Origin of the sequence: Enterobacter cloacae complex sp. S3, from assembly GCF_014930495.1 — a bacterium.
Taxonomy (GTDB): domain Bacteria; phylum Pseudomonadota; class Gammaproteobacteria; order Enterobacterales; family Enterobacteriaceae; genus Enterobacter; species Enterobacter asburiae_B.
The window spans coordinates 138754-164442 of the sequence record NZ_JADBRD010000015.1 but is presented as its reverse complement, the minus strand read 5'-3'; the positions used below and the strand labels follow the sequence as shown (position 1 = coordinate 164442).

At 55.2% G+C, this 25689-nt stretch carries 23 protein-coding genes, 1 other RNA gene and 1 pseudogene; 6 read left to right on the top strand and 19 right to left on the bottom strand.

The genetic code is table 11. The annotated features are described in order from the left end of the window. Nucleotides 1-26 precede the first annotated feature (26 nt). Entirely contained in the window at nucleotides 27-1448 is a 1422-nt protein-coding gene (locus tag IM317_RS08350; RefSeq protein WP_033144782.1) for a PLP-dependent aminotransferase family protein, read from the top strand. 81 nt (nucleotides 1449-1529) lie between these two features. Here the strand turns inward: IM317_RS08350 and IM317_RS08345 are convergent, their stop codons facing one another. The 3 genes from IM317_RS08345 to ffs all read right to left on the bottom strand — a co-directional run bounded on the left by IM317_RS08345 (nucleotide 1530) and on the right by ffs (nucleotide 2350). Continuing rightward, nucleotides 1530-1745: a hypothetical protein gene (locus tag IM317_RS08345; protein ID WP_033144781.1), complete on the bottom strand. Its 216-nt coding sequence runs from the start codon at nucleotides 1743-1745 to the stop codon at nucleotides 1530-1532. Then, complete coding sequence (locus IM317_RS08340; protein WP_023310587.1) at nucleotides 1742-1993, bottom strand: hypothetical protein; 252 nt, start codon at nucleotides 1991-1993, stop codon at nucleotides 1742-1744. Before IM317_RS08340 ends, IM317_RS08345 begins: the two co-directional genes overlap by 4 nt. A 260-nt stretch (nucleotides 1994-2253) precedes the next feature. After that, nucleotides 2254-2350: signal recognition particle sRNA small type (gene ffs / locus IM317_RS08335), an RNA gene on the bottom strand. Nucleotides 2351-2434: 84 nt separating this feature from the next. Between ffs and IM317_RS08330 the strand changes: the two are divergent. Beyond that, nucleotides 2435-2832: pseudogene (locus IM317_RS08330) on the top strand (MGMT family protein). A gap of 33 nt (nucleotides 2833-2865) precedes the next feature. Here IM317_RS08330 and IM317_RS08325 read toward each other — a convergent pair. After that, nucleotides 2866-3393 (bottom strand): YbaY family lipoprotein, encoded by a 528-nt coding sequence (locus IM317_RS08325; protein WP_008503301.1) that lies wholly within the window; start codon nucleotides 3391-3393, stop codon nucleotides 2866-2868. Nucleotides 3394-3593: 200 nt separating this feature from the next. Between IM317_RS08325 and tesB the strand changes: the two genes are divergently transcribed. Beyond that, on the top strand, nucleotides 3594-4454 hold the full coding sequence (gene tesB / locus IM317_RS08320; protein WP_033144780.1) for an acyl-CoA thioesterase II: 861 nt from the start codon (nucleotides 3594-3596) through the stop codon (nucleotides 4452-4454). 189 nt (nucleotides 4455-4643) lie between these two features. On the opposite strand, the gene amtB is transcribed toward tesB, so the two are convergent. The 5 genes from amtB to IM317_RS08295 all read right to left on the bottom strand — a co-directional run bounded on the left by amtB (nucleotide 4644) and on the right by IM317_RS08295 (nucleotide 10563). Continuing rightward, complete coding sequence (gene amtB / locus IM317_RS08315) at nucleotides 4644-5933, bottom strand: ammonium transporter AmtB (protein ID WP_023310584.1); 1290 nt, start codon at nucleotides 5931-5933, stop codon at nucleotides 4644-4646. 35 nt (nucleotides 5934-5968) lie between these two features. Continuing rightward, on the bottom strand, nucleotides 5969-6307 hold the full coding sequence (gene glnK / locus IM317_RS08310; RefSeq protein WP_008503304.1) for a P-II family nitrogen regulator: 339 nt from the start codon (nucleotides 6305-6307) through the stop codon (nucleotides 5969-5971). Nucleotides 6308-6527: 220 nt separating this feature from the next. Further along, entirely contained in the window at nucleotides 6528-8309 is a 1782-nt protein-coding gene (locus IM317_RS08305) for a SmdB family multidrug efflux ABC transporter permease/ATP-binding protein (protein ID WP_033144779.1), read from the bottom strand. Continuing rightward, nucleotides 8302-10074: a SmdA family multidrug ABC transporter permease/ATP-binding protein gene (locus IM317_RS08300; protein WP_033144778.1), complete on the bottom strand. Its 1773-nt coding sequence runs from the start codon at nucleotides 10072-10074 to the stop codon at nucleotides 8302-8304. The genes IM317_RS08305 and IM317_RS08300 overlap by 8 nt, the downstream gene beginning before the upstream one ends. Nucleotides 10075-10104: 30 nt before the next feature. Beyond that, on the bottom strand, nucleotides 10105-10563 hold the full coding sequence (locus IM317_RS08295; RefSeq protein WP_023310581.1) for an Lrp/AsnC family transcriptional regulator: 459 nt from the start codon (nucleotides 10561-10563) through the stop codon (nucleotides 10105-10107). A gap of 112 nt (nucleotides 10564-10675) precedes the next feature. Between IM317_RS08295 and IM317_RS08290 the strand changes: the two genes are divergently transcribed. Next, nucleotides 10676-11725 carry a PLP-dependent cysteine synthase family protein gene (locus IM317_RS08290; protein WP_219773467.1) on the top strand — a complete coding sequence of 350 codons (1050 nt, stop codon included), beginning with the start codon at nucleotides 10676-10678 and terminating at the stop codon, nucleotides 11723-11725. A 40-nt stretch (nucleotides 11726-11765) separates the two neighbouring features. Here IM317_RS08290 and cof read toward each other — a convergent pair whose 3' ends face one another. Continuing rightward, on the bottom strand, nucleotides 11766-12584 hold the full coding sequence (gene cof / locus IM317_RS08285; protein WP_033144776.1) for an HMP-PP phosphatase: 819 nt from the start codon (nucleotides 12582-12584) through the stop codon (nucleotides 11766-11768). A gap of 101 nt (nucleotides 12585-12685) precedes the next feature. Between cof and IM317_RS08280 the strand changes: the two genes are divergently transcribed. Both IM317_RS08280 and queC read left to right on the top strand, forming a co-directional pair. Then, nucleotides 12686-14386, top strand: coding sequence for an SgrR family transcriptional regulator (locus IM317_RS08280; protein WP_033144775.1), 1701 nt, complete (start codon nucleotides 12686-12688; stop codon nucleotides 14384-14386). A gap of 66 nt (nucleotides 14387-14452) precedes the next feature. After that, on the top strand, nucleotides 14453-15148 hold the full coding sequence (queC, locus tag IM317_RS08275; RefSeq protein WP_023310577.1) for a 7-cyano-7-deazaguanine synthase QueC: 696 nt from the start codon (nucleotides 14453-14455) through the stop codon (nucleotides 15146-15148). 60 nt (nucleotides 15149-15208) lie between these two features. On the opposite strand, the gene IM317_RS08270 is transcribed toward queC, so the two are convergent. From IM317_RS08270 to bolA, 9 genes are all read right to left on the bottom strand, one after another. Further along, complete coding sequence (locus IM317_RS08270) at nucleotides 15209-15607, bottom strand: YbgC/FadM family acyl-CoA thioesterase (protein WP_032646165.1); 399 nt, start codon at nucleotides 15605-15607, stop codon at nucleotides 15209-15211. A gap of 99 nt (nucleotides 15608-15706) precedes the next feature. Then, nucleotides 15707-16087 (bottom strand): helix-hairpin-helix domain-containing protein, encoded by a 381-nt coding sequence (locus tag IM317_RS08265; protein ID WP_033144774.1) that lies wholly within the window; start codon nucleotides 16085-16087, stop codon nucleotides 15707-15709. 148 nt (nucleotides 16088-16235) lie between these two features. Beyond that, the gene (ppiD, locus tag IM317_RS08260; protein ID WP_033144773.1) at nucleotides 16236-18107 is read right to left on the bottom strand and encodes a peptidylprolyl isomerase; all 1872 of its coding nucleotides are present in this window, start codon (nucleotides 18105-18107) and stop codon (nucleotides 16236-16238) included. Between the two features lie 212 nt (nucleotides 18108-18319). Continuing rightward, on the bottom strand, nucleotides 18320-18592 hold the full coding sequence (gene hupB / locus IM317_RS08255; RefSeq protein ID WP_002444653.1) for a nucleoid-associated protein HU-beta: 273 nt from the start codon (nucleotides 18590-18592) through the stop codon (nucleotides 18320-18322). 210 nt (nucleotides 18593-18802) lie between these two features. Continuing rightward, complete coding sequence (gene lon, locus IM317_RS08250; RefSeq protein WP_023334706.1) at nucleotides 18803-21157, bottom strand: endopeptidase La; 2355 nt, start codon at nucleotides 21155-21157, stop codon at nucleotides 18803-18805. A gap of 182 nt (nucleotides 21158-21339) precedes the next feature. Next, nucleotides 21340-22614, bottom strand: coding sequence for an ATP-dependent protease ATP-binding subunit ClpX (clpX, locus tag IM317_RS08245; RefSeq protein WP_023310570.1), 1275 nt, complete (start codon nucleotides 22612-22614; stop codon nucleotides 21340-21342). Between the two features lie 126 nt (nucleotides 22615-22740). Further along, on the bottom strand, nucleotides 22741-23364 hold the full coding sequence (clpP, locus tag IM317_RS08240) for an ATP-dependent Clp endopeptidase proteolytic subunit ClpP (protein ID WP_010428105.1): 624 nt from the start codon (nucleotides 23362-23364) through the stop codon (nucleotides 22741-22743). Between the two features lie 260 nt (nucleotides 23365-23624). Then, the gene (tig, locus tag IM317_RS08235) at nucleotides 23625-24923 is read right to left on the bottom strand and encodes a trigger factor (protein ID WP_023310569.1); all 1299 of its coding nucleotides are present in this window, start codon (nucleotides 24921-24923) and stop codon (nucleotides 23625-23627) included. A gap of 330 nt (nucleotides 24924-25253) precedes the next feature. Next, entirely contained in the window at nucleotides 25254-25571 is a 318-nt protein-coding gene (bolA, locus tag IM317_RS08230; RefSeq protein WP_021241655.1) for a transcriptional regulator BolA, read from the bottom strand. Nucleotides 25572-25689: the final 118 nt, after the last annotated feature.

Sequence of the window (25689 nt, the reverse complement as noted above, 5' to 3'; positions counted from 1 at the left end):
TCCAGTTTTCAAATAGTGGACTGCATATGTCATCACGTCGCTTCGGAAGCCAGTCTCTGGTACGCCTTTTAGGCCACTGGCAGCAAGCCTCATCCCGCACCCCGCTCTGGCGACAGCTGGCCGACGCGCTGCGTCTGTTAATCCTTGATGGACGTCTGGCACTGAATACGCGGCTGCCGGGCGAGCGTGAGCTGGCCACGGCGCTGGACGTGAGCCGAACCACCGTCAGCAGCGCGCTAGCCCACCTGCGTGAAGAGGGGTACCTTGAAAGCCGCCACGGCAGCGGGTCGCGGGTCATTCTCCCGGACACACGCGCCGTTCCCACCCTTTCCGCGGCGAGCGCCGCACTGGATCTCTCCACTGCCGCCCTGAATGCCGGGCCGGAGATCCATCAGGCTTATGCCCATGCGCTCACGGCCATAACCCCGCATCTCTCGCTGACGGGCTACGATCAGCTGGGGCTACCGACGCTGCGGGAGGCCATCGCTGCGCGCTATACCGCGCGGGGCCTTCCCACCCGCGCAGACGAAGTGATGGTGGTTAATGGCGCCGTCAGCGGCTTTGCGCTGGTGCTGCGGATGATGACCGGGCCGGGGGACCGCGTCGTGGTCGATCATCCCACCTATCCGCTGGCGATTGCCGCCATTCAGGGGGCGCAGTGTCGGCCAGTCGGGGTGTCGCTGCCGGAAACCGGCTGGGATACGGATGGCTTTGCCGCAACGCTTGCCCAGACGGCGCCGCGCCTGGCCTACCTGATGCCAGATTTTCATAATCCGACCGGGCGCTGTATGGATATCCCCACCCGTCAGGCTATTACGGATATTGCAGCCCAAACCCGCACGGCGCTGGTGGTGGATGAAACGATGGTGGATCTCTGGTTTGATGCGCCTCCCCCGCCGCCGCTGGCCGCCTTTAACCCGCAGGCCACCGTCATCACCTTAGGCTCTGCCGGAAAAAGCTTCTGGGGCGGGCTGCGTCTCGGCTGGATCCGCACCTCATCGCGCACCATCGCCACCCTTGCCCAGACGCGGGATACTCTGGATTTAGGCTCGCCGCTGCTCGAACAGCTGGCAATGCAGTGGCTCATTAACAACAGCGAGACGTTTCTGCCCGCACGCCGGAAGATGCTGGCGGAACGGCGCGATCGATGCGGTGACCTGCTGCGCGAACATTTCCCGGAGTGGAAATTCCACGAGGCGGAAGGCGGGCTCTCTTACTGGATAGAGCTTCCGGGCATGCTGGCGACACAGCTTGCCGCGCGGGCAGAAATAATCGAGATTAACCTGGGAACCGGGACGCGATTTGGTTTATCGGGGGCGTTTGACCGCTATTTACGTATGCCCTTCTCGCTGGAATCGACAGAGCTTGAGCAGGCGTTGCTGAGGATCAAACCGTTATGGCTCGCCTTGAATAAAAACGTGCCACCGTTAAAACGCAGCGTGATCTAATATTAAAATATTAGAAGCAGATCATAAAATAAAAACTGCTGACTGTAACATATGCAGTCAGCAGTTTTCACTGGTCAGGGTTTAATGCTGAGGAGGAATAGGAAAGCCTTTTAGTGAAATAACGAAGTTATCACCGTCTTTCTTAATTTTTGCACCGGTATCACACCAGTCAGACGCAATTCGAAAGAACTCATCGCTTCCAACATTCCAGCCAAGACGTACATGCTTCACGTAGCCTGAACGCAACAGATCGCAGGCCTCGTTGTAGTCACTGGCGATTGACAGTTGTTGTTTCATTTTCTCTTCTTCAGAAGTTTACGTAGGGCCTTGATTTCTTTAGGAGTAAAAGGAGAAACACTCTCTTCTTCCGTATGCTGATTATCAATATCCTCTTCCGATACTCCCGCCTCTTCTACTGCTTCGAACGCCAGCAGCAGCAGTTTCTCTGTCGTCACGCTTAAATTCTCGTTATTGACTTCCGCATAGTGCCGAAGCCTTTCTTTTAGCGCGTCATCAATCTTAACGTTTAATACCGCTGTAGCCATGTTTGTCACTTCCCTTCGGAATAAGTACTTTATTTAATACACGAACTTAACAATGTTATCCAGATATATATTTTTTTGAGTTATGGAAGAAAATAACCGTCCGATTATAAAATGACAGTCTATTATTACAGGTTTATGACAATAATATTTCAGTGCAATGAAATATATATTACACGATAAAGGCGTAGTTTTATTGTGGAGTAATGCTTTGAGGGAGAGGTGAAGCTGAAGAATCTTAGGAGGTCACAAATGGGTGGGGGCCCTGCCAGCTACATCCCGGCACACACGTCGTCTGCCCTGGCTGCTTCCTTCCGGACCTGACCTGGTGAACAGAGTAGCGTTGCGGGAGAACCAACAGAGCCCCCATTGAGAGCGTTGATAACCAACGCGCTGGCGCATTATCCCTGTGCTAAGGCCCAATTGCAAGCGACCAGCAACCGGATGCTGGTTTCTTGCGCAAACAGGCGCAGCAATCATGAAGATCTTCGTTTACCATAGCTTTCCAGAAACTCCCCACAGGTAAAGGTATGGACGAACACGACTCCTTTCCACAGCGCGTATGGCAAATCGTGGCCTCAATCCCGGAAGGCTACGTCACCACCTATGGTGATGTCGCGCGTCTGGCCGGTTCCCCGCGCGCGGCGCGACAGGTTGGAGGCGTCCTGAAACGGCTGCCGGAAGGCAGTACGCTGCCCTGGCATCGGGTGGTGAACCGTCATGGCGCCATTTCACTCACCGGGCCGGATCTTCAGCGTCAGCGTCAGGCGTTACTTTCAGAGGGTGTGCAGGTGTCAGGGTCGGGTCAGATCGATTTGCAGAAGTTTCGCTGGGTATATTGACCCCTCTCCCGGAGGAGAGGGGAAATGCAGAAATTACATCTGAGTCGGTGGAGTTGGCAGAGACGGCTGATTGGTCTGCGGTGCGACCGGCACTTCGGTCTGCTGCACCGGCACCAGGTTCAGGTCGATTTTTGTCCCACCGTTGTTGATCGCTTCCTGGACCGTATCGGTGATAAAGACCAGCTTGCCGTTGATGGTTACCGCTGCGCTCAGCAGGATACGGGCGTTAGGCTGCACGTCCGACGGGTTATACGGCAATACGAAGCTAAACGGCGCCTGCTTGCCTTCAGTACGAACGGCACGCTGGGCAACGACTTTCGACGGCGCGTCGGCCAGAGAAGCATCAGACAGCGTTACGGTTAATACCGCATCCGGCGGCAGCGCAACTTTCTGTTTAATCCAGATGGTACCGGAAACATTAGGCTGCTGAATGGATTGCTGCGAAAGGGTATTAATCCCGTTCGGGTCGGCTGCTGGTACTGGCACTTGGGCGCTTTTACCGGCACAGGCGGACAACGCCACCGCAATAGCTACACCACTTAGCATGGGCACGAGTTTCATTGAAGTCTCCTTATCAATGCACCAGCGGGATCGATCCCATCCGATGTCGTTTCAATCACATAACGTATTCAAGTGTGGCACAGATCACCGATTTATGCCTGAAAACGTGCCGATATTCAGATTATTCTACCCATCGGACCACTTTCATTTCTGCGTTATACTCTGCCTATCTTTCGCTACGGCGTTTATTGAGGACAACTATGAGTCAGGCACTGAACAATCTGCTGACATTACTGAATCTGGAAAAAATTGAGGAAGGACTCTTTCGCGGACAGAGCGAAGATCTCGGCTTACGCCAGGTCTTCGGGGGGCAAGTCGTTGGACAAGCTCTGTACGCAGCAAAGGAGACTGTCCCGGCAGACCGTCTGGTGCATTCGTTCCACAGCTACTTCTTACGCCCTGGCGATAGCGCAAAACCGATTGTGTATGACGTTGAAGTCCTGCGAGACGGCAACAGCTTCAGCGCGCGCCGCGTAGCAGCTATTCAGAACGGCAAGCCGATCTTTTACATGACCGCCTCTTTCCAGGCGCCGGAATCCGGCTACGAGCATCAAAAAGTGATGCCCCCGGCTCCGTCGCCCGACTCTTTAAAATCAGAGACGGATATCGCCCGCGCGCTGGCGCATCTGCTTCCGCCGCAGGTCAAAGAGAAATTTCTATGCGATAAGCCTCTGGAGATCCGCCCGGTTGAGTTCCACAACCCGATGAAAGGCCATACCGCCGAACCGAAGCGCCAGGTCTGGATCCGTGCCAACGGGACCGTGCCGGAAGATTTCCGCGTGCATCAGTATCTGCTCGGCTATGCGTCAGATTTCAACTTCCTGCCGGTGGCGCTGCAGCCGCACGGGGTTGGTTTCCTGGAAAAAGGGATGCAGGTCGCGACGATCGATCACTCCATGTGGTTCCACCGCCCGTTCAACATGAATGAGTGGCTGCTTTACAGCGTGGAGAGTACGTCAGCGTCGAGCGCGCGCGGGTTTGTGCGCGGGGAATTTTATACTCAGGACGGCGTGCTGGTCGCGTCTACGGTGCAGGAAGGGGTAATGCGTAATCGCGGGTGATTGTGTGCGGCCTGATGCCCTCACCCTGACCCTCTCCCACGGGGAGAGGGAATACACATTAAAAACGGCAACCGAAGTTGCCGTTTTGCTTTTGCCTTGTGCGGCCTGATGCCCTCACCCTGACCCTCTCCCACGGGGAGAGGGAATACACAATAAAAACGGCAACCTGGGTTGCCGTTTTGCTGTTTATCAGGCGTTATACGCATTCTCGCCGTGGCTGTTGACGTCCAGACCTTCGCGCTCCTGCTCTTCCGGTACGCGCAGACCCACCGTCATATCCGCCAGCTTATAGCCAATGAAGGCCACAACGGCAGACCAGACAACGGTGATAGCAATACTTTCCAGCTGCACCAGCACCTGATGAACCATGGTCACGCCTTCTGCGTAGCCCACGCCACCGAGCGATTTCGCGGCGAAGATACCGGTCATGATACAACCCACGATACCGCACACGCCGTGGACACCAAACACATCGCATGGGTCGTCAACGCGCAGCACACGTTTCAGTGCGGTCACGCCCCACAGACCCGCCAGACCGGAAACCAGGCCGACCAGCAGCGCGCCACCCACGCCGACATAACCACACGCTGGCGTAATGCCAACCAGACCGGCAATGGCACCCGAACAGGCACCCAGCAAAGAAGGTTTACCGCGTACCGCCCACTCGCCAAACACCCAGGAGAGGATTGCACCCGCCGTGGCCACAACGGTGTTCACGAAGGCCAGCGCGGCGATTTCGTTTGCTGCACTTGCCGAGCCGGCGTTGAAGCCAAACCAGCCAAAGTAGAGGATAGCCGTACCGGTAAACACCATCGGCAGGTTGTGCGGTTTAAACGCTTCTTTACCGAAGCCCACGCGTTTGCCAATCAGGTAGGCACCCACCAGACCCGCTACCGCGGCGTTGATGTGTACAACGGTACCGCCCGCGAAGTCCAGCGCGCCGTGCGTTGCCAGCAGACCGCCACCCCAGACCATGTGCGCAATCGGCACATAGGAGAGCGTCATCCAGACCACCACGAAGATCAGCACGGCAGAGAAACGAATACGCTCGGCGAGCGCGCCCACAATCAGCCCGACGGTAATACAGGCGAAGGAGCCCTGGAACGCAACGTGGATGTACTGATAGAAACTGCCCATCAGCGCGGTCAGCTCAATATTTTTCAGCATCACCCAGTCGAAGTTACCAAAGAACGCGTTGCCCGTACCGAACGCCAGCGAGTAACCGTAAACCACCCACAGGACGCAGACCAGTGCGAACGTCACGGCAACCTGCGTCAGCATGGAGAGAACGTTTTTGCCACGGATCAGGCCGCCGTAGAACAGCGCAATACCCGGAATTGACATGAACAGCACCAGCGCGGTGCTGATCATCATAAAGGCGTTATCGGCTTTGTCGACCACCGCAGGGGTAGCAGCCAGCGCCAGGCCCGGCAGCAGCGCCAGCGAACCCAGACCCGTTTTAAGTGTTGCTATCTTCATTTTCTCGATCCCTATCACTGTGTGCCAGGCGTTATTTACAATGCCGCTTCGTCAGATTCGCCGGTACGGATGCGAATGACGCGCTGCAGTTCGGCAACGAAAATTTTGCCGTCGCCAATTTTGCCGGTATAAGCCGCTTTGCTAATGACATCAATGACTTCATCAAGCTGATCGTCAGCAATCGCGACATCAATTTTTACTTTTGGCAGAAAGTTAACGCTGTATTCCGCCCCGCGATAAAGCTCGGCATGACCCTTCTGACGACCAAAGCCTTTCACTTCGGTGACAGTCAGTCCCTGAATACCCATTGAAGACAACGCTTCACGCACGTCTTCGAGTTTGAATGGTTTGATTACAACCGTAACCAGCTTCATAGATCCCCTCCAGTCAGAATTCGGTAATGGCCGCAGCTTACGCAGAAGGTATTGCAAGGGGTGTGCCAGAAATGAAAACGAGGGGGAACGGCGGCGCACAGAGCATTACGCGGCCGTAATAAACGAACAGGCGAAAAAAAACGCACCATGCCGGTGCACGGTGCGTTTCAGTTTTGCACCAACAGGAATGACTGTTAGCGCGTCGCCTCATTTTGGTGCATCAGGCGCTAAGCGACTCTTCATCACGCACGCTGGCCGCCAGCTCTTCGCCCGCCAGCTGCAGCTGGTACATCTGCCAGTAGCGCCCTTTGGCTTCCAGCAGTTCACGGTGCGTACCGCGTTCAACGGCCTGTCCGCGATGTAACACCAGAATGGTATCGGCATCGACGATGGTGGAAAGACGGTGGGCAATCACCACCAGCGTCGTATGGTCGCGTACGGCGGCCAGCGCCTGCTGAATGGCCTGTTCGGTGCCGGAGTCAATACTGGCCGTGGCTTCATCCAGAATCAGTATCTGCGGCGTTTCAATCAGCACCCGCGCCAGCGCCAGGAGCTGCTTTTGCCCGACGGAGAGATTGTTCCCCTGCTCGCCCAGTTTGGTATTGATCCCATCGCTAAACCCGCGCGCCAGCTCTGCCAGCTGCACTTTTTCAAGCACGTCCCAGACCTGCTCCTGGGAGTAGTCTCGCCCCAGGGTCACGTTGGCGTAGAAGGTATCGGCCAGCACGACCGGATCCTGCTGCACCATCGCGACGCCTTTACGCAACACGGTGTGGCTGAGAGACGCGAGCGGGCGCCCGTCGAGGCGGATTTCGCCATGCGTGACCGGGTAATAGCCCATCAACAGGCTGGCAAGCGTGCTCTTACCGCTGCCGGTATGCCCTACCAGCGCCACGAAACCGCGCGACGGAACGTCGAGCGTGATGTCCTGCAGCACCAGCCGGTCTTCGCGATAGGCAAACGAGACGTTATCAAAGGCGATACTCCCGCTTTGCAGAGGCCGCTCGTCATTGCCGTAGGCCTGGCGCGGCCTGTCCATCAGCTCAAACACGCGCTCACCGGCGACCACCGCCTGCTGCAGCATCGATTGCTGGGTGGTAAGCTCGATCAACGGCTCGTTAAGGCGTCCGAGATAGCTGATAAAGGCGTACAGCACGCCCACTTCAATCGTACCGTTTGAGCTCAGCCCGAAGAGCATCAGCAGCCCGCAAAGCACCAGCGCCGAGAAAAGGCTCAGCAGCGGACGCAGCAGGAAACCATCAAGCCGCAGCGTCTGCATACGCGCCATGTAGTGCGAACGGCTGGCTTCCCCCATGCGTTCGCCAAAGCGCGCCTGCTGGCGGAACTGCTGGATGACGCTCATGCCGTTGATCACTTCATTGAAGCCATCGTTGATGTCGGCCAGATACGCGCGCACCCGACGCACGATTGGCGTGCTGTAACGCTGGTAAATGACCATGACAATCACCACCGCCGGGAAGATGGTGATCGCCACCAGCGCCATGCGCCAGTCGAGGCTGAACATCGCCACCAGCATCGCGCCAATCAGCGCCGCGCTGCGTAACACCGTCGCGACCACGGTAACGTACAGATCGCGGATCACCTCGGTATCGTTGGTCACGCGCGAAATCACCTGCCCGACCGGCTGGATGTCAAACTCGCTGAGCGGCTGGCGAAGCGCCGCGTCCATCACATCCGTACGCAGCTGCTGAACAACGCCCACGGCAGCACGGTTAAACAGCAGCGACTGCGCATAGTGCAGCCCTGCCGCCGCCAGCTGCAGGCCAACGTAGGCCACGCCTAAGCCCGCCACCAGCCCCAGCGGAAGGTAGCTTTTGGCGACCATGTTGTCGATAAAATAGCTGATGAGCAGCGGACCGCTCACTTCAGCAATCGCCGCAATCCAGAGTAGAAGCACGGCCACGGAGAGCGGTTTACGCCACGGCGAGCCGTAGGCCAGCAGACGTTTGAGCGTCGGCCACATCGTTCCGATCTTACGCATTGGCGGCCTCCTCATCCTGCTCCGGCGCATCGTCCAGCGCCGCCTCAAGCTGTTGATAGCGGTACATATCGCGATACCAGCCCGGCTGCTCGGCAAGCGTTTCATGCTGCCCGCGCTGGGCAATGTGCCCGTGCTGTAAGACCACAATTTCGCTGGCTTCGGTGAGCGCCGACAATCGGTGGGCGCTGATAATCACCGTGCGTCCGTCGCCCCACTGGCGCAGGTTATGCAGAATTTGATGCTCGGTACGGCCGTCCACGGCGGAAAGCGCATCATCCAGGATCAGAATTTCAGCATTCAGCAGCAGCGCGCGGGCAATCGAGATACGCTGCTTTTGCCCGCCGGACAGCATGACGCCGCGTTCCCCGACTTCCGTTTCGTACCCCTGCGGCAGACGCAAAATATCATCATGAACGCTGGCCAGACGCGCCACATGTTCAATCTCTTCCTGCGTCGCACCAGGGCGTCCCAGGGCAATGTTGTTCGCCACGGTGTCCGAAAATAAAAACGGCGTCTGGCTGACGACCGCCAGGCGACCGCGCCACTCGTCCAGCAGCAGTCTGGTCAGGGGAATATCGTGAAAGCGGATATCGCCCTCGGTGACGTCAAAGTGGCGCTGAAGCAGAGAGAGCACGGTACTTTTGCCGGATCCCGTCGGGCCGCAGATGCCCAGCATTTGCCCTGGCTGAAGCGTAAAGCTAACGTTCTCCAGCACCGGATGCTCCGTATGCGGATAGACAAACTTGCGGACGTCGACGGTCATGACGCCGCGCCCTTCCGGTACGGCCTCGCTACCGTCGATGACCACCGGCGCTTCGGCCAGCATGGCGCGAATGCGGCTGTAGGCAGCGCTGCCGCGCTCCACGATGTTAAACATCCAGGCCAGCGCCAGCATCGGCCAGATCATGAGCCCCAGATACATCGCAAAGCTGGTCAATTGCCCCAGGGTAAGCGTGCCCTGCACCACCATCCAGCTTCCGCCGCCAATCGCCAGCATATTTGCCATGCCGATTGCGATATAAATCGTCGGGTCAAAACGGGCGTCGATACGCGCGACGCGCATGTTTTTCGCCCCCGTGTCTGCCGCATCGGCGGCAAACAGCGCAGACTGACGGTCTTCCAGGCCAAACGCTTTGATCATGCGGATGCTGGTCATGCTCTCCTGGGTGCGATCGTTCAGAGACGAAAACGCCGCCTGCGCCAGCTTGAAGCGCTCGTGCAGCTGTTCGCCATAGCGATTGATCGCCAGCGCCATGATCGGCATCGGCAGCAGGGCGAGCAGGGTCAGCTGCCAGCTGATCTGCGTGGACATCACGATCAGCACCGCACAGCCCATCACCAGCGAGTCCACCAGCGTCAGCACTCCTTCCCCGGCGGCAAAGACCACGCGATCGACGTCGTTCGTCGCGCGGGCGATGAGATCCCCGGTGCGATGACGAAGATAAAATTCGGGATGCTGTCGGCTCAGCTGGCGGTAAAAATCTTCACGTAGCTCAACGGCCAGCTGATAGGACGCACCAAACAGCAGCACGCGCCAGACGTAGCGCAGCAGATAAACAATGACCGCCGTCAGCACCAGCGTGCCGACCCACATCAACACCCGTGCGGTGGTGTAATGCTGTTCGGTGACCCCATCCACGACGTACCCCACCACTTTCGGCGGGATCAGCTGCAGGATGGCAATAATAATAAGCAGGGCGACTGCACCGAGGTAGCGTTGCCACTCCCGACGAAAGTACCAGCTTAATTGGGCAAATAATCGCACGCGGTTTGTTCCTGAAGGTATTTTACGAAGTTATTCAATGGGTAATGCTGTGGTGTATTTAATCTGTTCCATGGCGAAGCTTGAGGTGACGTCCGACAAACCCGGAACGCTGTTCACCAGCCGCTTGTAGAAATCATCATAGCGCTTCATGTCGGCCACCTGGACGCGCATCAGGTAATCATACTCTCCGGCCATACGCCAGAAACCGAGCACCTCGGGCATCTCAGACACCTGAGTGACGAAGCGGCAATACCACTCGCTGCTGTGATGCTGGGTTTTTATCAGCACAAATGCCGTCAGCCCAAGCCCCAGTTTTTCGGGATCTAACAACGCGACGCGCCCCAGAAGAATGCCGTCATCTTCCAGCTTCTTAAGCCGCTTCCAGCACGGGGTGGTGGTCAGATTAACGGCATCTGCCAGCGCCTGCAAAGAGAGGGTACAGTCATTTTGCAGCAATGAAAGGAGCTTGCGGTCAATTTTATCTAGCATACCCACCTCACAGAGAAAATTTTTCTCTCTTCATTCTATTTTAAAGGCCAGATAGCAACAATTTTTTCTGTGCTTTTCGCTATCCTAGGCACAAAATGACAAACGGATAACGATGATGAATAGCACCTGGGTTAAACATGCGATCAGCGAAATCAATGCCGACTATCAGCGCTCGGCGGATACGCACCTGATTCGCCTTTCCCTGCCGGGATTTGACGGCATTCAGCTCTATCTGAAAGATGAAAGCACCCATCCCACCGGTAGCCTGAAGCATCGCCTGGCGCGCTCGCTGTTTTTATACGGTTTATGTAACGGCTGGATTAAAGAAGGCACCACTATTATTGAATCTTCGTCCGGTTCAACGGCGGTGTCCGAAGCCTATTTCGCCCGCCTGCTGGGCCTGCCGTTTATCGCGGTAATGCCGTCCTGCACCGCAAAACGCAAAATCGAACAGATCGAATTTTACGGCGGACGCTGCCACTTTGTGGAAAGCGCCTGCGAAATCTACGCCGCCTCCGAAATGCTGGCCCGTGAGCTGAACGGTCACTATATGGACCAGTTCACCTTCGCCGAGCGCGCGACCGACTGGCGCGGCAATAACAACATTGCCGACAGTATTTTCCGCCAGATGACCCACGAACCGCATCCGGTTCCGTCCTGTATCGTCATGAGCGCCGGTACCGGCGGCACGTCAGCGACGATTGGACGCTACATCCGCTGTCAGGGATACGATACCCAACTGATGGTGGTTGACCCGCAGAACTCCGTGTTCCTCGACTACTGGCAAAACCGCAATGCGGAGCTGCGCAGCCCGGTGGGCAGTAAAATTGAAGGGATTGGCCGCCCGCGCGTGGAGCCCTCTTTCATCCCCGACGTCGTGGATGAGATGATGCGCGTGCCGGATGCCGCAAGCGTGGCAACGGCGCACTGGCTGGAAACGCAGCTGGGGCGCAAAGTGGGCGCATCGACGGGCACAAATATGTGGGGCGCACTGCAGCTTGCCGCCCGTATGCGCGAAGAGGGCCGTACCGGTTCCATCGTCACGCTGCTGTGCGACAGCGGCGAACGCTACCTTGAAACTTACTACAACGCGGAGTGGGTGCAGGCCAACATCGGCGATATCGCTCCGTGGAAAGCGCAGATTGCAGAACTGGTGAAATAAAAAAAGCCAGACCGAAGTCTGGCTTGCTGGAAGGGTCTCACTATTCGGGGGAATACGGGAGATTGTTGTTGTCCAGCCAATGCGTCAAAAAATGGGACACTGCTTCATTGCGGCAGTGGCCAATAACCGGCAGATGGGGAAGTTCTGCTTTCAGCTGCGCCATCGCATTCCCCATGATCAGACCGCGACCTACGCTACCCAGCATTTCGCGGTCGTTCATGGCGTCACCAAACGCCATACACTCCTTCAGCGTTAAGCCCAGGTGGTCGCTCAGCACCGCCAGAGCGGAGCCTTTGTTACAACCCACCGGCAGCACTTCCAGACAATCCACCGCCGAGAAAGTAAGGTGCGCCCGGTCACCCAGCGCCTCATTCAGCTGAATCCGTAAGCGACACAGATCGTCATGATCGCCGCAGAAGCAGATCTTGGTTACCGCATGAGCGGGGATCCGACGCAGATCGATAAGCTGATATTTGAAACCGCTGTATACATGCGCGTGCAGCAGTTCAGGAATTTCACGTCCGGTCAACCAGCCCCGATCGTTAAAGACGTGGATACTGGCCTGCGTGTCCCAGGTGCTGTGCAGCACGATGTCCGCCACTTCCGGGTTGAGATCCTGCCGGTGCAGCACATCGCCTTCTACGGAGTGAATTCGCGTCCCGTTGCCGGTGATTAGAAAGGCGTCGAGGGAAAACGCGCCCAGCAAATGGCGCATCTCCAGCACATGGCGGCCAGTGGCAAACGTCAGGGTGACATCACGCTCGCGCAGGCGCTTCAGCGTGTTCAGGGTTTTTTCCCCTAAACGGTGATCCGGCATTAACAGCGTACCGTCCATATCAAATGCAGCGAGCCGAGCCATGATTACTCCCGAAATGTGATGCGGTTAACTTGTGCAACAGTATCGTGTGAGATATACGGAAGTAATAGTGAATAGATGAAAATTATTGTTCCGGGTTTCTTATGCGCCAGCTCAATCGACTCAACCAGTATCACCGCCTCTGGCAGCCTTCGCAGGGTGCAACGCAACAGGTCACCATCAGCGAGCTGGCCGCCCGCTGTTTTTGTAGCGAGCGGCATGTCCGAACCCTGCTGCGCCAGGCCCAGGAGGCGGGCTGGCTCAGCTGGCGAGCGCAGTCTGGCCGCGGTAAGCGCGGTGAGCTCACGTTCCATGTCGCCCCGGAGTCACTGCGCAATGCGATGATGGAAGAAGCGCTGAAAAGCGGGCAGCAGCATAACGCGCTGGAACTGGCGCAGCTTGCCCCTGAAGCGTTGCGGTCATTGCTGCACCCTTTTTTGGGCGGGCAGTGGCAAAACGACACGCCGACGCTGCGCATCCCCTACTATCGCTCGCTGGAACCGCTTCAGCCGGGTTTTTTACCGGGCCGGGCAGAGCAGCATCTGGCGGGAGAGGTGTTCTCAGGCCTGACGCGTTTTAACGGTAACATCAGTGAACCTACGGGCGATCTGGCGCATCACTGGGATGTCTCTGCTGACGGCCTGCGCTGGCATTTCTACATTCGCTCCACCCTGCACTGGCATAACGGCGATAAAATAGAAACGGCGCAACTCCAGCGAAGTCTGACAGCGCTGTTGACGCTTCCCGCCCTGCGCACTCTGTTTCAGAGCGTCTTATGTATTGAAACAACGCATCCACAGTGTCTGACGTTTACGCTGCATCAACCGGACTACTGGCTGCCGCACAGGCTGGCAACCTACTGTAGCCGTCTGGCGCATCCCGACCATCCTGTGGTTGGCAGTGGCCCGTTTCGGCTGGCCGCCTTTGAGCCCGACCTGGTTCGTCTGGAAAGCCATGAGCAGTATCACCTGAGCCATCCGCTGCTCAAAGCCATCGAATACTGGATCACTCCCCAGCTTTTTGATTACAGCCTGGGCACCAGCTGTCGTCACCCGGTGCAAATCGCGATCGGCGAGGCCGACGAGCTGAAAAGTCTGCGGCTGGTAAGCAGCAGCACCAGCCTGGGGTTCTGTTACCTCACGCTAAAACAGAGCGCGCGCCTGAGTGAGATTCAGGCAAAGCGGCTTATCAATATCATTCATCTCTCCAGGCTTCTTCACACACTTCCGCTAAACGAAGGGCTCATCACGCCCACCCAGGAACTGCTTCCCGGCTGGACCATCCCCGAATGGCCTGATTTATCGGACGTCACCCTCCCTGAAGCGTTGACGCTGGTTTACCATCTCCCTGTTGAGCTTCACACCATGGCCAGCCAGTTGAAGGCATACCTGGCGCTACAGGGGTGTGAACTGACCGTCATCTTTCACGACGCCAAGACGTGGGACGGATGCCTGGAGCTTGCCGATGCAGACATCATGATGGGGGACAGGCTGATTGGCGAAGCGCCGGAATATACGCTTGAACAGTGGCTGCGCTGCGATGCCCTCTGGCCGCACGTTCTTAGCGCACCGGCTTACGCCCATCTGCAAGCCACGCTGGATGCGGTACAGACTCAGGCCGAGGCTCGGGATAGACACGCGGGACTACAAGCCATCTTTAACCGGCTAATGGAGAGTGCGGTGCTGACGCCACTCTTTAATTATCAATACCAAATCAGTGCTCCGCCTGGCGTGAATGGTATACGCCTCAACACCCGCGGCTGGTTTGACTTTACCGAAGCCTGGCTGCCCGCGCCCAAATCGTGAAGAAGCTGGTCGCCGTCGTGGTCAGACGGTAACATAACGTTTTTACCGTAACAGTCGAGATGATTTATGAAACGTGCCGTCGTCGTGTTCAGCGGAGGACAAGACTCTACTACCTGCCTGGTCCAGGCCCTTCATCAGTACGATGAAGTTCACTGTGTCACTTTCGATTATGGTCAGCGTCATCGCGCTGAAATCGACGTTGCTCGTGAACTAGCCCTGAAACTGGGCGCACGCGCGCACAAGGTGCTGGACGTTACGCTGTTAAATGAACTGGCCGTGAGCAGCCTCACCCGCGACAGTATTCCTGTGCCAGACTATGAACCCGATGCCAGCGGCATTCCAAATACCTTCGTGCCGGGCCGTAATATCCTGTTCCTGACTCTGACGGCGATCTACGCCTACCAGGTAAAAGCCGAAGCGGTGATCACGGGCGTGTGCGAGACCGACTTCTCCGGCTACCCGGACTGTCGTGATGAGTTCGTGAAAGCGTTAAACCACGCCGTTAATCTGGGGATGGCGAAAGAGACGCGCTTTGAAACTCCGCTCATGTGGCTGGATAAAGCCGAAACTTGGGCGCTGGCGGACTACTGGGGCAAGCTGGACCTTGTTCGCAGCGAAACGCTCACCTGCTATAACGGCATCAAAGGCGACGGTTGTGGCCAGTGTGCGGCCTGTAATCTGCGCGCTAACGGGCTGAACCACTATCTTGCCGATAAATCCGGCGTGATGGCCGCGATGCAGAAAAAGACCGGTCTTAAATAGGGCTACTTAACCGTGCTGTCGCAAACAGGTGTCGACAGCACGAGTACGCCTTAACATGTCTTACACGATCATCAACTCCAGCTTTTCCCGCAGTTCCCCTTCCAGCGGCAGCGCTTTCTGCGTTTTCAGATCGATACAGACAAACGTGATCAACGCATCTGCGACCACCTGCCCTTCTGGATCGAGCGTCACCACCTGGCTTAATACGCCACTTTTGCCATTGATCTGTTGCACCTGGCTGGTTACCGTGAGCACGTCACCCAGCACGGCCGGACGGCGGTAGTTGATGTTGATATTGACGACCACAAACGCGATGTTGTGCGCGGTCAGCCACTGAAAGCTTTCGCTGTTTTCCAGCCCGTCCCAGCGCGCTTCTTCAAGAAACTCAAGATAGCGAGCATTGTTCACATGCTGATAAACGTCGAGATGAAAACCGCGTACTTTGATTTTTGTCTGCATAGCGCAATAGCCTTTACTGTTATTGTAGGAAGAGAGGTCATAACTGGTATGACCTCTTTATCCTGGCAAAATTTTGCCGCAGTGCAAGAAATTGCGTAATTACAGCGTCAGGTGTGAGAGGTTGCGCTCAACCAGCGCGCTGCCCATGCCCGGCACCTGCTTGAGATCGTCGACAGTTTTGAAAGGACCATACTCTTCGCGGTAGCTGACGATGGCCTGCGCTTTTTTCAGGCCCACGCCGTTCAACGCACGGGCGAGATCTTCCGCTGAGGCCGAATTGATACTGACCCGCGTACCGTCATCATCCGCATTTTTACCGGCATCTGTCGCTTTGGTTTGCCCTTGCACCGGCGCTGCCGCATCGGACTTGCTCTGGGTAGCTTGTGTTTTGGCGGCGGGGGCCGACGCCAGCGCGCCCGCGCTCATCCCGGTGGTGGCAATAGCCAGCGTAATTAACAGTGCTTTGATTCCACATTTCATGCTGTTATCTCCTTGTTTGTTGACAGCCACGTCACGATAGCCGCCAGTTAAAACCGGCACAAACAGCAGATTGCAGAAATGGAAAAGGCCGCGAAAGCGGCCTTTAGTTTTTGCAGAGCGTTACGAAAATCTGCGAGCAGACACGTAATTACTGCTGCTGAGTCATTACATCACCCAGCTTGATTTTGGCTTCTTTACGCAGGTTGCTCATCATGGCTTCGAAGGCAATCTGAGCATTGTTCTGGGTAATCCCCTGAACCATCGCTTTCTTCTGCGCTTCTGGCAGGGTACCGGCTTTCACCTCATCCAGCGCCAGCAGAACGACGTTACCCTGCGTATCGGTGGTGGTACCAAAGCTTGGCTTGTCCTTCGCAGGCAGAGTCAGACCAAACGCGGCCTGGCTGATTGGGTCCTGGCCGGTACGGCTCAGCGTTTTCGCTTCACCGAAGCTCAGGCCAGCTGCTTTCAGCGCGTCTTCTTTACCCGCTTTCAGATCGGACAGAATCTTCTCAGCATCCAGTTTCGCCTGCTGTTCCGCTTTGTTGTGCTTAACCTGAGCGACGACCTGATCCTTCACTTCCGCCAGCGGTTTGACCGCTTCTGGCTTGTGCTCGCTGACGCGCAACACAAACGCACGATCGCCGTCGACGGTAATGATGTCAGAGTTACTGCCCGGCGTGCCGTTTTCGCCCACCAGACCACCGTTGAAGATGGCATCGGAAACCGGTTTGAAGTTCAGCTCTTCCGGAAGGTTGTCACGACCAAACCAGCCCGTCTCAACCGCCTTCACGCCAGCCGCCTGCTCTGCGCCTGCCAGAGATTCGTTGTCGTTGCTGGCAGCATCGCTTACCTTCTGCTGCAGCGCGTAGTAGGCATCCAGCGCTTTTTCCTGTTTCACTTTCGCCGCGATATCATCACGAACGTCAGCCAGCGGCTTGGTTTTCGCCGCGGTGATGTCGTCCAGACGCACGACCAGGAAACCAACGGAAGACTTAATGACGCCAGAAAGCTGGCCTTTCTCTTTCAGACCGGCATTTTTCAGCTCGTCAGGCGTGGTCGCATCTTCCAGCCAGCCCATATCACCGCCGTTCTTCGCAGAGATAATGTCGGTGGATTTCGCTTTCGCAACGGTCGCGAAATCAGCGCCTTTGTTCAGCTCATCCAGCGCCGCTTTAGCATCAGCCTCGGTTTTCGTCTGAATTACGCTGTAGCGGTTACGCTGCGGCTGAGTGAACTGATCCTGATGCTGATCGTAGTAAGACTGGATTTCAGCATCAGACGCGGTTTCCTGCAGCGCGGCCGCATCCAGCTTGATGTAGCTCACGCGGAACTGCTCTGGAGAAACAAAGGAATTCTTGTTCTGCTCGTAGTAAGCGTTAACGTCAGCGTCGCTCACCTGCTGTTTCGCCGCCAGGGCGTTCACATCAATGGTCGCTTCGCGTACAACACGCTGCTGCGCCACCAGCGCGGCCAGTTCATCCGTTTCACCTTTGAGCATGAAATCGGTGCCCACGACGGCATTGATGAGCTGCTGGGTGGTCAGCTGGTTACGCAGCGCCTGAGCGTACTGGTCGGCCGTCATCCCCATTTGATTGACGATGCTGTTGTAACGCGCGTTGTCGAATTTACCGTTAGACTGGAAGGCTTGCGTGGAGAAGATGGCTTTTTTCACCTGCTCATCGCTGATGCCAAGGCCCAGTTTTTTGGCATACTGATCAAGCAGCGCTTCGTCGATAAGACGGTTCAGTGTCTGTTGGCGCAGGGTCTTCATGTACCCTTCGTTCGCCGCCAGTTCAGAGAATTGGTCGCCCAGCTGTTGCTGCATACGGTTACGTTCACCGGCAAAAGCATTCTCGAACTGACCACGGCTGATTTCCTGGCCATTCACTTTTGCGGCATAGTTTGCGCCACCGCCAATAAGGTAACTGCTCACGCCGGTCAATATGAACGACACGATAATGATACCGAAAATAATCTTGAGCACGAGACTGTTAGCAGCCGTGCGTAAGCTGTCCATCATGGTGTAACAACACTCCGCTGTAGGTGACTGGTTACCTGACGCTGACGGAAAATCCTGCCCGTCGCGCGTGAAGGCGTATTGTGACAAGAAAACGGGGCGATTGTCAGCCCACAACTCGCATAAACTCGCACAAATCAGGCCTGGACAAACAAAAAAGGCACATCAAATGATGCGCCCTTGTACTTTCCGGCTTCCCTGAAACGGGAAAGCAATCAGTTTACTGCGTCTTTCAGCGCTTTACCTGCACGGAAACCCGGCACTTTAGCAGCAGCAATGGTGATCTCTTTACCGGTCTGAGGGTTGCGGCCAGTACGGGCAGCACGCTCTTTAACAGCAAAAGTACCGAAACCTACCAGTGCAACGTCGTCCCCAGCCTGCAGAGATTCAGTAACAGAAGCAATTAAGGCATCTAACGCACGTCCAGCTGCAGCTTTAGAAATATCAGCACCCGCAGCAATTTTGTCAATCAGTTGAGATTTATTCACTGTTCTCTTCCTCTCTTTATAATTTATATCGCGCCTGAATCCTTCACAACGCGACCGCGCAGCAGTTATATCAGGCCTGCCATGACCTTACAACACCCGTTGTTGATGACGGACCTAATCAGCAATCTAAATTAGCTATACAAAAAAAGGCTGGCAAGTGCGAAATGACTTACCAGCCTTGTTTTTATTGACGCTCTTTGCGCGAGGTCACTATTTTGCGGTTACAACCTGCATTCCGGAGGGTTCATTCTGCAGTGCGAGACTGAGAACTTCCTCAATTCGCTTCACAGGATGGATCTGCAGGTCGGCAATCACATTGTCCGGAATCTCTTCCAGATCGCGTTTGTTTTCGTAAGGGATCAATACGGTTTTGATCCCACCGCGGTGTGCCGCCAGCAGTTTTTCTTTTAAACCACCAATCGGCAGAACCTGACCACGCAGCGTAATTTCACCGGTCATTGCCACATCGGCACGCACCGGGTTACCTGTCAGGCAGGAAACCAGAGCGGTACACATAGCAATACCCGCGCTTGGGCCATCTTTCGGCGTTGCCCCTTCCGGAACGTGCACGTGGATGTCGCGTTTTTCGTAGAAATCAGGGTTGATACCCAGTTTCTCCGCGCGCGCGCGCACCACGGTCAGCGCCGCCTGGATGGATTCCTGCATCACTTCACCCAGCGAGCCAGTGTAGGTCAGCTTGCCTTTGCCCGGGACACAGGCGGTTTCGATGGTCAGCAGATCGCCGCCCACTTCCGTCCATGCCAGGCCGGTCACCTGGCCAACGCGGTTTTCGTTGTCCGCGCGACCGTAGTCGAAGCGCTGAACGCCGAGATAGGCATGCAGATTGTCGCCGTTAATCACAATGTGTTTCAGGCTCTTATCCAGCAGCAGCTGTTTCACCGCTTTACGACACAGTTTCGAGATTTCACGCTCAAGGCTACGCACGCCCGCTTCACGGGTGTAGTAGCGAATGATGCCGATAATCGCGCTGTCCTCGACGGTCAGCTCGTTGGCTTTCAGCGCGTTACGCTCAATCTGTTTCGGCAGCAGGTGCTGCTTAGCGATGTTCAGCTTCTCATCTTCGGTATAACCGGAGAGACGGATCACTTCCATACGGTCCAGCAGCGGGGCCGGAATGTTCATGGAGTTGGAGGTCGCCACGAACATCACATCGCTCAGGTCGTAGTCCACTTCCAGGTAGTGATCGCTGAACGCTACGTTCTGTTCTGGATCAAGCACTTCCAGCAGTGCAGACGCAGGGTCGCCACGCATGTCCGACGACATCTTGTCGATCTCATCGAGCAGGAACAGCGGGTTTTTAACCCCCACTTTCGCCATCTTCTGGATCAGTTTACCCGGCATAGAACCGATGTAGGTACGGCGGTGACCGCGGATTTCCGCTTCATCACGTACGCCACCCAGCGCCATACGGATATACTTACGTCCGGTCGCTTTGGCGATGGACTGACCCAGAGAGGTTTTACCCACCCCCGGAGGTCCAACCAGGCACAGAATTGGGCCTTTAATTTTGTTTACACGGCTTTGTACCGCGAGGTACTCAAGAATGCGGTCTTTCACGCGTTCCAGACCGTAGTGGTCGGTATCCAGGATTTCCTGCGCCTGACGCAGGTCTTTTTTGACCTTGCTGCGGGCGTTCCACGGAACCTGCACCATCCACTCAATGTAGCCGCGTACAACGGTCGCTTCAGCCGACATTGGAGACATCATTTTCAGCTTCTGCAGTTCTGCTTCAGCCTTCTCTTTCGCCTCTTTCGGCATCTTCGCCGCGTCGATCTTACGCTTCAGCGCTTCGTTTTCGTCCGGCGCGTCGTCCATCTCGCCCAGTTCTTTCTGAATGGCCTTCATTTGCTCGTTCAGATAGTACTCACGCTGAGATTTCTCCATCTGCTTTTTGACGCGGTTGCGAATGCGCTTCTCGACCTGGAGCAGATCGATTTCAGACTCCATCATCGCCATCAGGTATTCCAGACGTTCGTTAACGTCGGACATTTCCAGCACGGACTGCTTGTCAGCCAGCTTCAGCGGCATATGTGCAGCGATGGTGTCCGCCAGACGCGCAGGATCGTCGATGCTGTTCAGCGACGTCAGCACTTCTGGTGGAATTTTCTTGTTCAGCTTGATATAGCCTTCAAACTGGCTAATCGCGGTGCGAACCAGCACTTCCTGTTCGCGCTCATCAAGCTCAGGCGAATCAAGGTACTCTGCCTTTGCAGAGAAGTGCTCGCCGTCATCTGACAGAGTGGTAATACGCGCACGCTGCAGGCCTTCTACCAGCACCTTCACGGTGCCGTCAGGCAGCTTCAGCATCTGCAAAATAGAGGCCACGGTCCCGACGGTGAAAAGATCGTTTACACCCGGCTCATCCGTTGATGCTTCTTTCTGCGCGACCAGCATGATTTTTTTATCATGATCCATGGCGGCTTCGAGGCAACGGATAGATTTTTCCCGCCCTACAAATAAGGGTATGACCATGTGCGGATAAACCACCACATCGCGCAACGGCAATACGGGGATTTCAATGCGTTCAGAACGCTCAGGATTCATAGAGCTCTCTCTTAGTTAGTGTCCGCCAGGTAAGCTGGTCATGTCACTGTGCTTCACATAACCATTAACATGTATCCAGTATATGGGGATGTTTCCCACACATTCAACGCTATGAATACGGAAAAAGTAAAGGGGAGATAAAATCCCCCCTTTTTGATTAACTGCTTGTATGATTTGGTTAATTATTCGCCAGATGCCTGCTGCGCTTCCGGTTTGCCGTAAATCAGCAGCGGCTTGGTTTGACCGCTAATGACGGACTCGTCAATCACCACTTTCTCAACGTCTTCCATCGACGGAAGATCGTACATGGTGTCGAGCAGTGCCGCTTCAACAATTGAACGCAGACCACGGGCACCGGTTTTACGGACCATCGCTTTCTTGGCAATAGCATCCAGCGCTTCGTCGCGGAATTCCAGATCAACGCCTTCCAGATTGAACAGCGCCTGATACTGCTTGGTCAGCGCATTTTTCGGCTCTTTCAGGATCTGGATCAGCGCGTCTTCGCTCAGCTCATTCAGCGTTGCCACAACCGGCAGACGGCCGATGAATTCAGGGATCAGACCGAATTTGATCAAATCTTCCGGTTCAACCTGAGACAGCAGTTCGCCTTCGTTTGGTTTTTCGGACGTCGATTTCACCGTTGCGCCAAAACCAATGCCGGAGCCGGTTTCAACACGGTGGGAGATGACTTTGTCCAGACCAGCAAACGCGCCACCACAGATGAACAGGATCTTGGAGGTATCAACCTGCAGGAACTCCTGCTGCGGATGTTTACGACCACCCTGTGGCGGAACGGCAGCAACCGTACCTTCAATCAGCTTCAGCAGTGCCTGCTGTACGCCTTCACCCGATACGTCACGGGTAATGGACGGGTTGTCAGATTTACGGGAGATCTTGTCGATCTCATCGATGTACACAATCCCGCGCTGGGCTTTCTGTACGTCGTAATCGCACTTCTGCAGCAGTTTCTGAATGATGTTTTCGACGTCCTCACCCACATAACCGGCCTCGGTCAGGGTGGTGGCATCCGCCATCGTGAACGGAACATCAAGCAGGCGCGCCAGGGTTTCAGCCAGCAGCGTTTTACCGGAACCGGTTGGGCCGATCAGCAGAATGTTACTTTTACCCAGTTCTACGCCATTGCTGGTGTCGCCGTTACGCAGACGTTTGTAGTGGTTATAGACCGCTACCGCCAGCACTTTCTTGGCCTGCTCCTGTCCGATGACGTAGTCGTCAAGGTGATGACGAATTTCATGCGGCGTTGGCAGCGCGCTGCGCTCACGGTGCGGTGCGACTTCTTTAATCTCTTCGCGAATGATGTCGTTACATAAATCGACACATTCGTCGCAGATATACACGGACGGCCCGGCAATCAGTTTACGCACTTCATGCTGGCTTTTGCCGCAAAAAGAGCAGTACAGCAGTTTGCCCGAACCATCTTTGCGTTTATCTGTCATGAGTCCAAACCTCTTTTTAAGTTCTTTGTGCCGCACATGACGACGCAAATGCCATTCTAAGACGCAAGCTGCAATCAGCAGCGTGCCGCCCTACCTTAGTATAGCGGCACACTCGCGTCGCGGGCATCAATTACGATGGGTCAACACGGAGTCGACTAAGCCGTACTCAACTGCCTCTGGAGCAGAGAGGAAGCGATCGCGCTCGGTATCGCGCTCGATCTGCTCGAGTGGTTGACCCGTATGCTGCGCCATAAGTTCATTCATGCGCGCTTTTACTTTCAGAATTTCGCGGGCGTGGATTTCGATATCCGTCGCCTGCCCCTGGTAACCGCCCAGCGGCTGGTGAATCATCACGCGGGAATTTGGCAAGCAGAAACGCTTACCTTTCGCCCCTGCTGTTAACAGGAATGCGCCCATAGATGCAGCCTGACCCATACAGATAGTGCTTACATCAGGCTTGATGAATTGCATGGTGTCATAAATCGACATTCCTGCTGTAATCACGCCACCCGGGGAGTTAATGTACAGGTAAATGTCTTTTTCCGGGTTTTCCGCTTCCAGAAACAGCATCTGCGCAACGATCAGGTTAGCCATGTGGTCTTCCACCTGGCCGGTCAGAAAGATAACGCGTTCCTTGAGCAGACGGGAATAGATATCAAAAGAACGCTCACCACGTGAGGTCTGTTCAATAACCATTGGCACCAGAGCCATATGGGGTGCAAAGTTATCTCGTTCGCCACTGTATGACATTTCCGTCTCCTGGATCAAAATTGAAAACACCTGCTGTACTGATTGTAACCTTACGGACGGATTATCAGCCAGTCTCATTCATCATGATTACGTACTTATGGGGTTCACAGTGCCCTATTTCAAGCATAACAACCTTTTGTTGTTACGCTAACACCGAAAGGGCGTTTTAGCACTCTTCCTGGGCTATCGCTGCGATAAAAAAAACCCGCTGCCGCAAGGCAACGGGTTTTCTGTTCAAACTTTAAACCGTTGGGGCGAAATTACGCCTGCTGGTTCATCAGTTCGTTGAAAGAGGTCGCTTTTTCGGTCACTTTCGCTTTCGCCAGTACCGCTTCAACAGCCTGCTCTTCCAGGGCAACGTTGCGCATGTTGTCCATCAGCTCTTTGTTCTTACCGTAGAACTCGATCACTTCTGATGGATCTTCGTATGCAGAAGCCATCTCTTCGATCAGGCCTTTCACACGCTCTTCGTCAGCTTTCAGCTCGTGGGTACGAATTACTTCGCCCAGCAGCAGGCCAACAACAACGCGGCGTTTCGCTTGCTCTTCGAACAGCTCGCGTGGCAGTTCCATCGCTTGCTGCTGGTTGCCACCGAAACGCTGTGCAGCCTGACGGCGCAGAACGTCGATTTCGCTGTCGATCAGGGCAGCTGGAACGTCGATTTCGTTGGCTTTCACCAGACCTTCGATCGCCTGAGATTTCACGCGGTTACGCACCGCGCCGTTCAGTTCGCGTTCCATGTTCTTACGCACTTCGGTACGCAGACCCGCTACGGAACCATCTTCCACGCCGAAACGCTTGATGAATTCTTCAGTCAGTTCTGGCAGTTCGCGCTCTTCAACTTTTTTCAGGTTGATAGCGAACTTCGCTGCTTTCCCTTTCAGGTTTTCAGCGTGGTATTCTTCCGGGAAGGTCACGTCGATGGTGAACTCTTCGCCAGCCTTGTGGCCTTTGATACCGTCTTCGAAGCCTGGGATCATACGACCCTGGCCCATCGCCAGTACGAAGTCAGACGCTTTACCGCCTTCGAACTCTTCGCCGTCTACAGAACCGGTGAAGTCGATGGTGACACGGTCTTCAGCGTCAACAGCGCCTTCTTTCTCTTTCCAGTTCGCCTGCTGTTTGCGCAGGGTATCCAGCATGCCGTCAACGTCTTCGTCAGTCACGGAAACAACTGGTTTTTCAACTTCGATAGATTCCAGACCTTTCAGCTCAACTTCCGGGTACACTTCAAACTCAACGGAGTAAGTGAAGTCTTCGCCCAGTTTGTATTCGCCTGGAACGTAGTTAGGCGCGCCGGCCGGATTGATTTTTTCTTTGATGATCGCATCAATAAAGTTACGGCTCATCAGTTCACCCAGCACATCCTGACGCACGGAAGCGCCATAACGCTGAGCAACAACATTCATTGGTACTTTGCCCTTGCGGAAGCCGTCAATACGTACTTTTTTTGCTACGTTGACCAGCTCGCTTTTCACAGCAGTTTCGATGCTGTCAGCAGCGATAGTAATCGTTACACGGCGGCCAAGGCCTTGAGTGGTTTCAACTGAAACTTGCATCTTGTTACCTCAAAAAAATCACAGTGCTCGGTCAACTCTGAATCTGTCTGTTATACCGGGATGCTCTCTTAGTGCAGATTCACATTCCCTGTCGCCAGAATCATCCCGAAGACATTCAATAAGACGCGGCATTATAGCGGCATCACTTAGGTGAGTCGAGAACGGTTGGGGCATGTTGCTGCGGCTTTTTTCACACTTTAAGGCTATTTTTAGCCTTAAAATCGCACCATCCGCTCAAAACTCAGACAAAACAAAACGGCCCGGAGGCCGTTTTGAGGAAATCTGTAAGCAACATACTGGAAAAGCTCCAGCCGTTGCAAATCCGATTTATCAGGCGATAGTGCCTGCACCGCGACAGGGCGGCGATGCGAAAACCGTATCCTGCAGGCCTTCCCATTCCTTAATGGTGTAGGTATGCAGTGCCAGCGCATGCACGGTCGTGGAGAGTTCTTCCGTCAAGGTGCTGTAGATCAAGCGGTGTCGATTCAGGAAACGTTCTCCCGTGAAGCGATCGCTAACCAGAACCACTTTAAAGTGGCTTTCAGAACCTGCCGGCACGTTATGACGATAGCTTTCGTCGACGACTTCGAGGAACACAGGGTTGAACGCTGCCCTTAATTTATCTTCTATATGCTCACGTATCATCATGAAATTACTCCTCCGACAACGCCAGGATGTCACCCATCCCTTTAAATGTTAGCCGCTTTTACCGTTTCCATTACACCTTGACAACAAATATTTAGCTTTCGTCTGATTTTCTCATTCA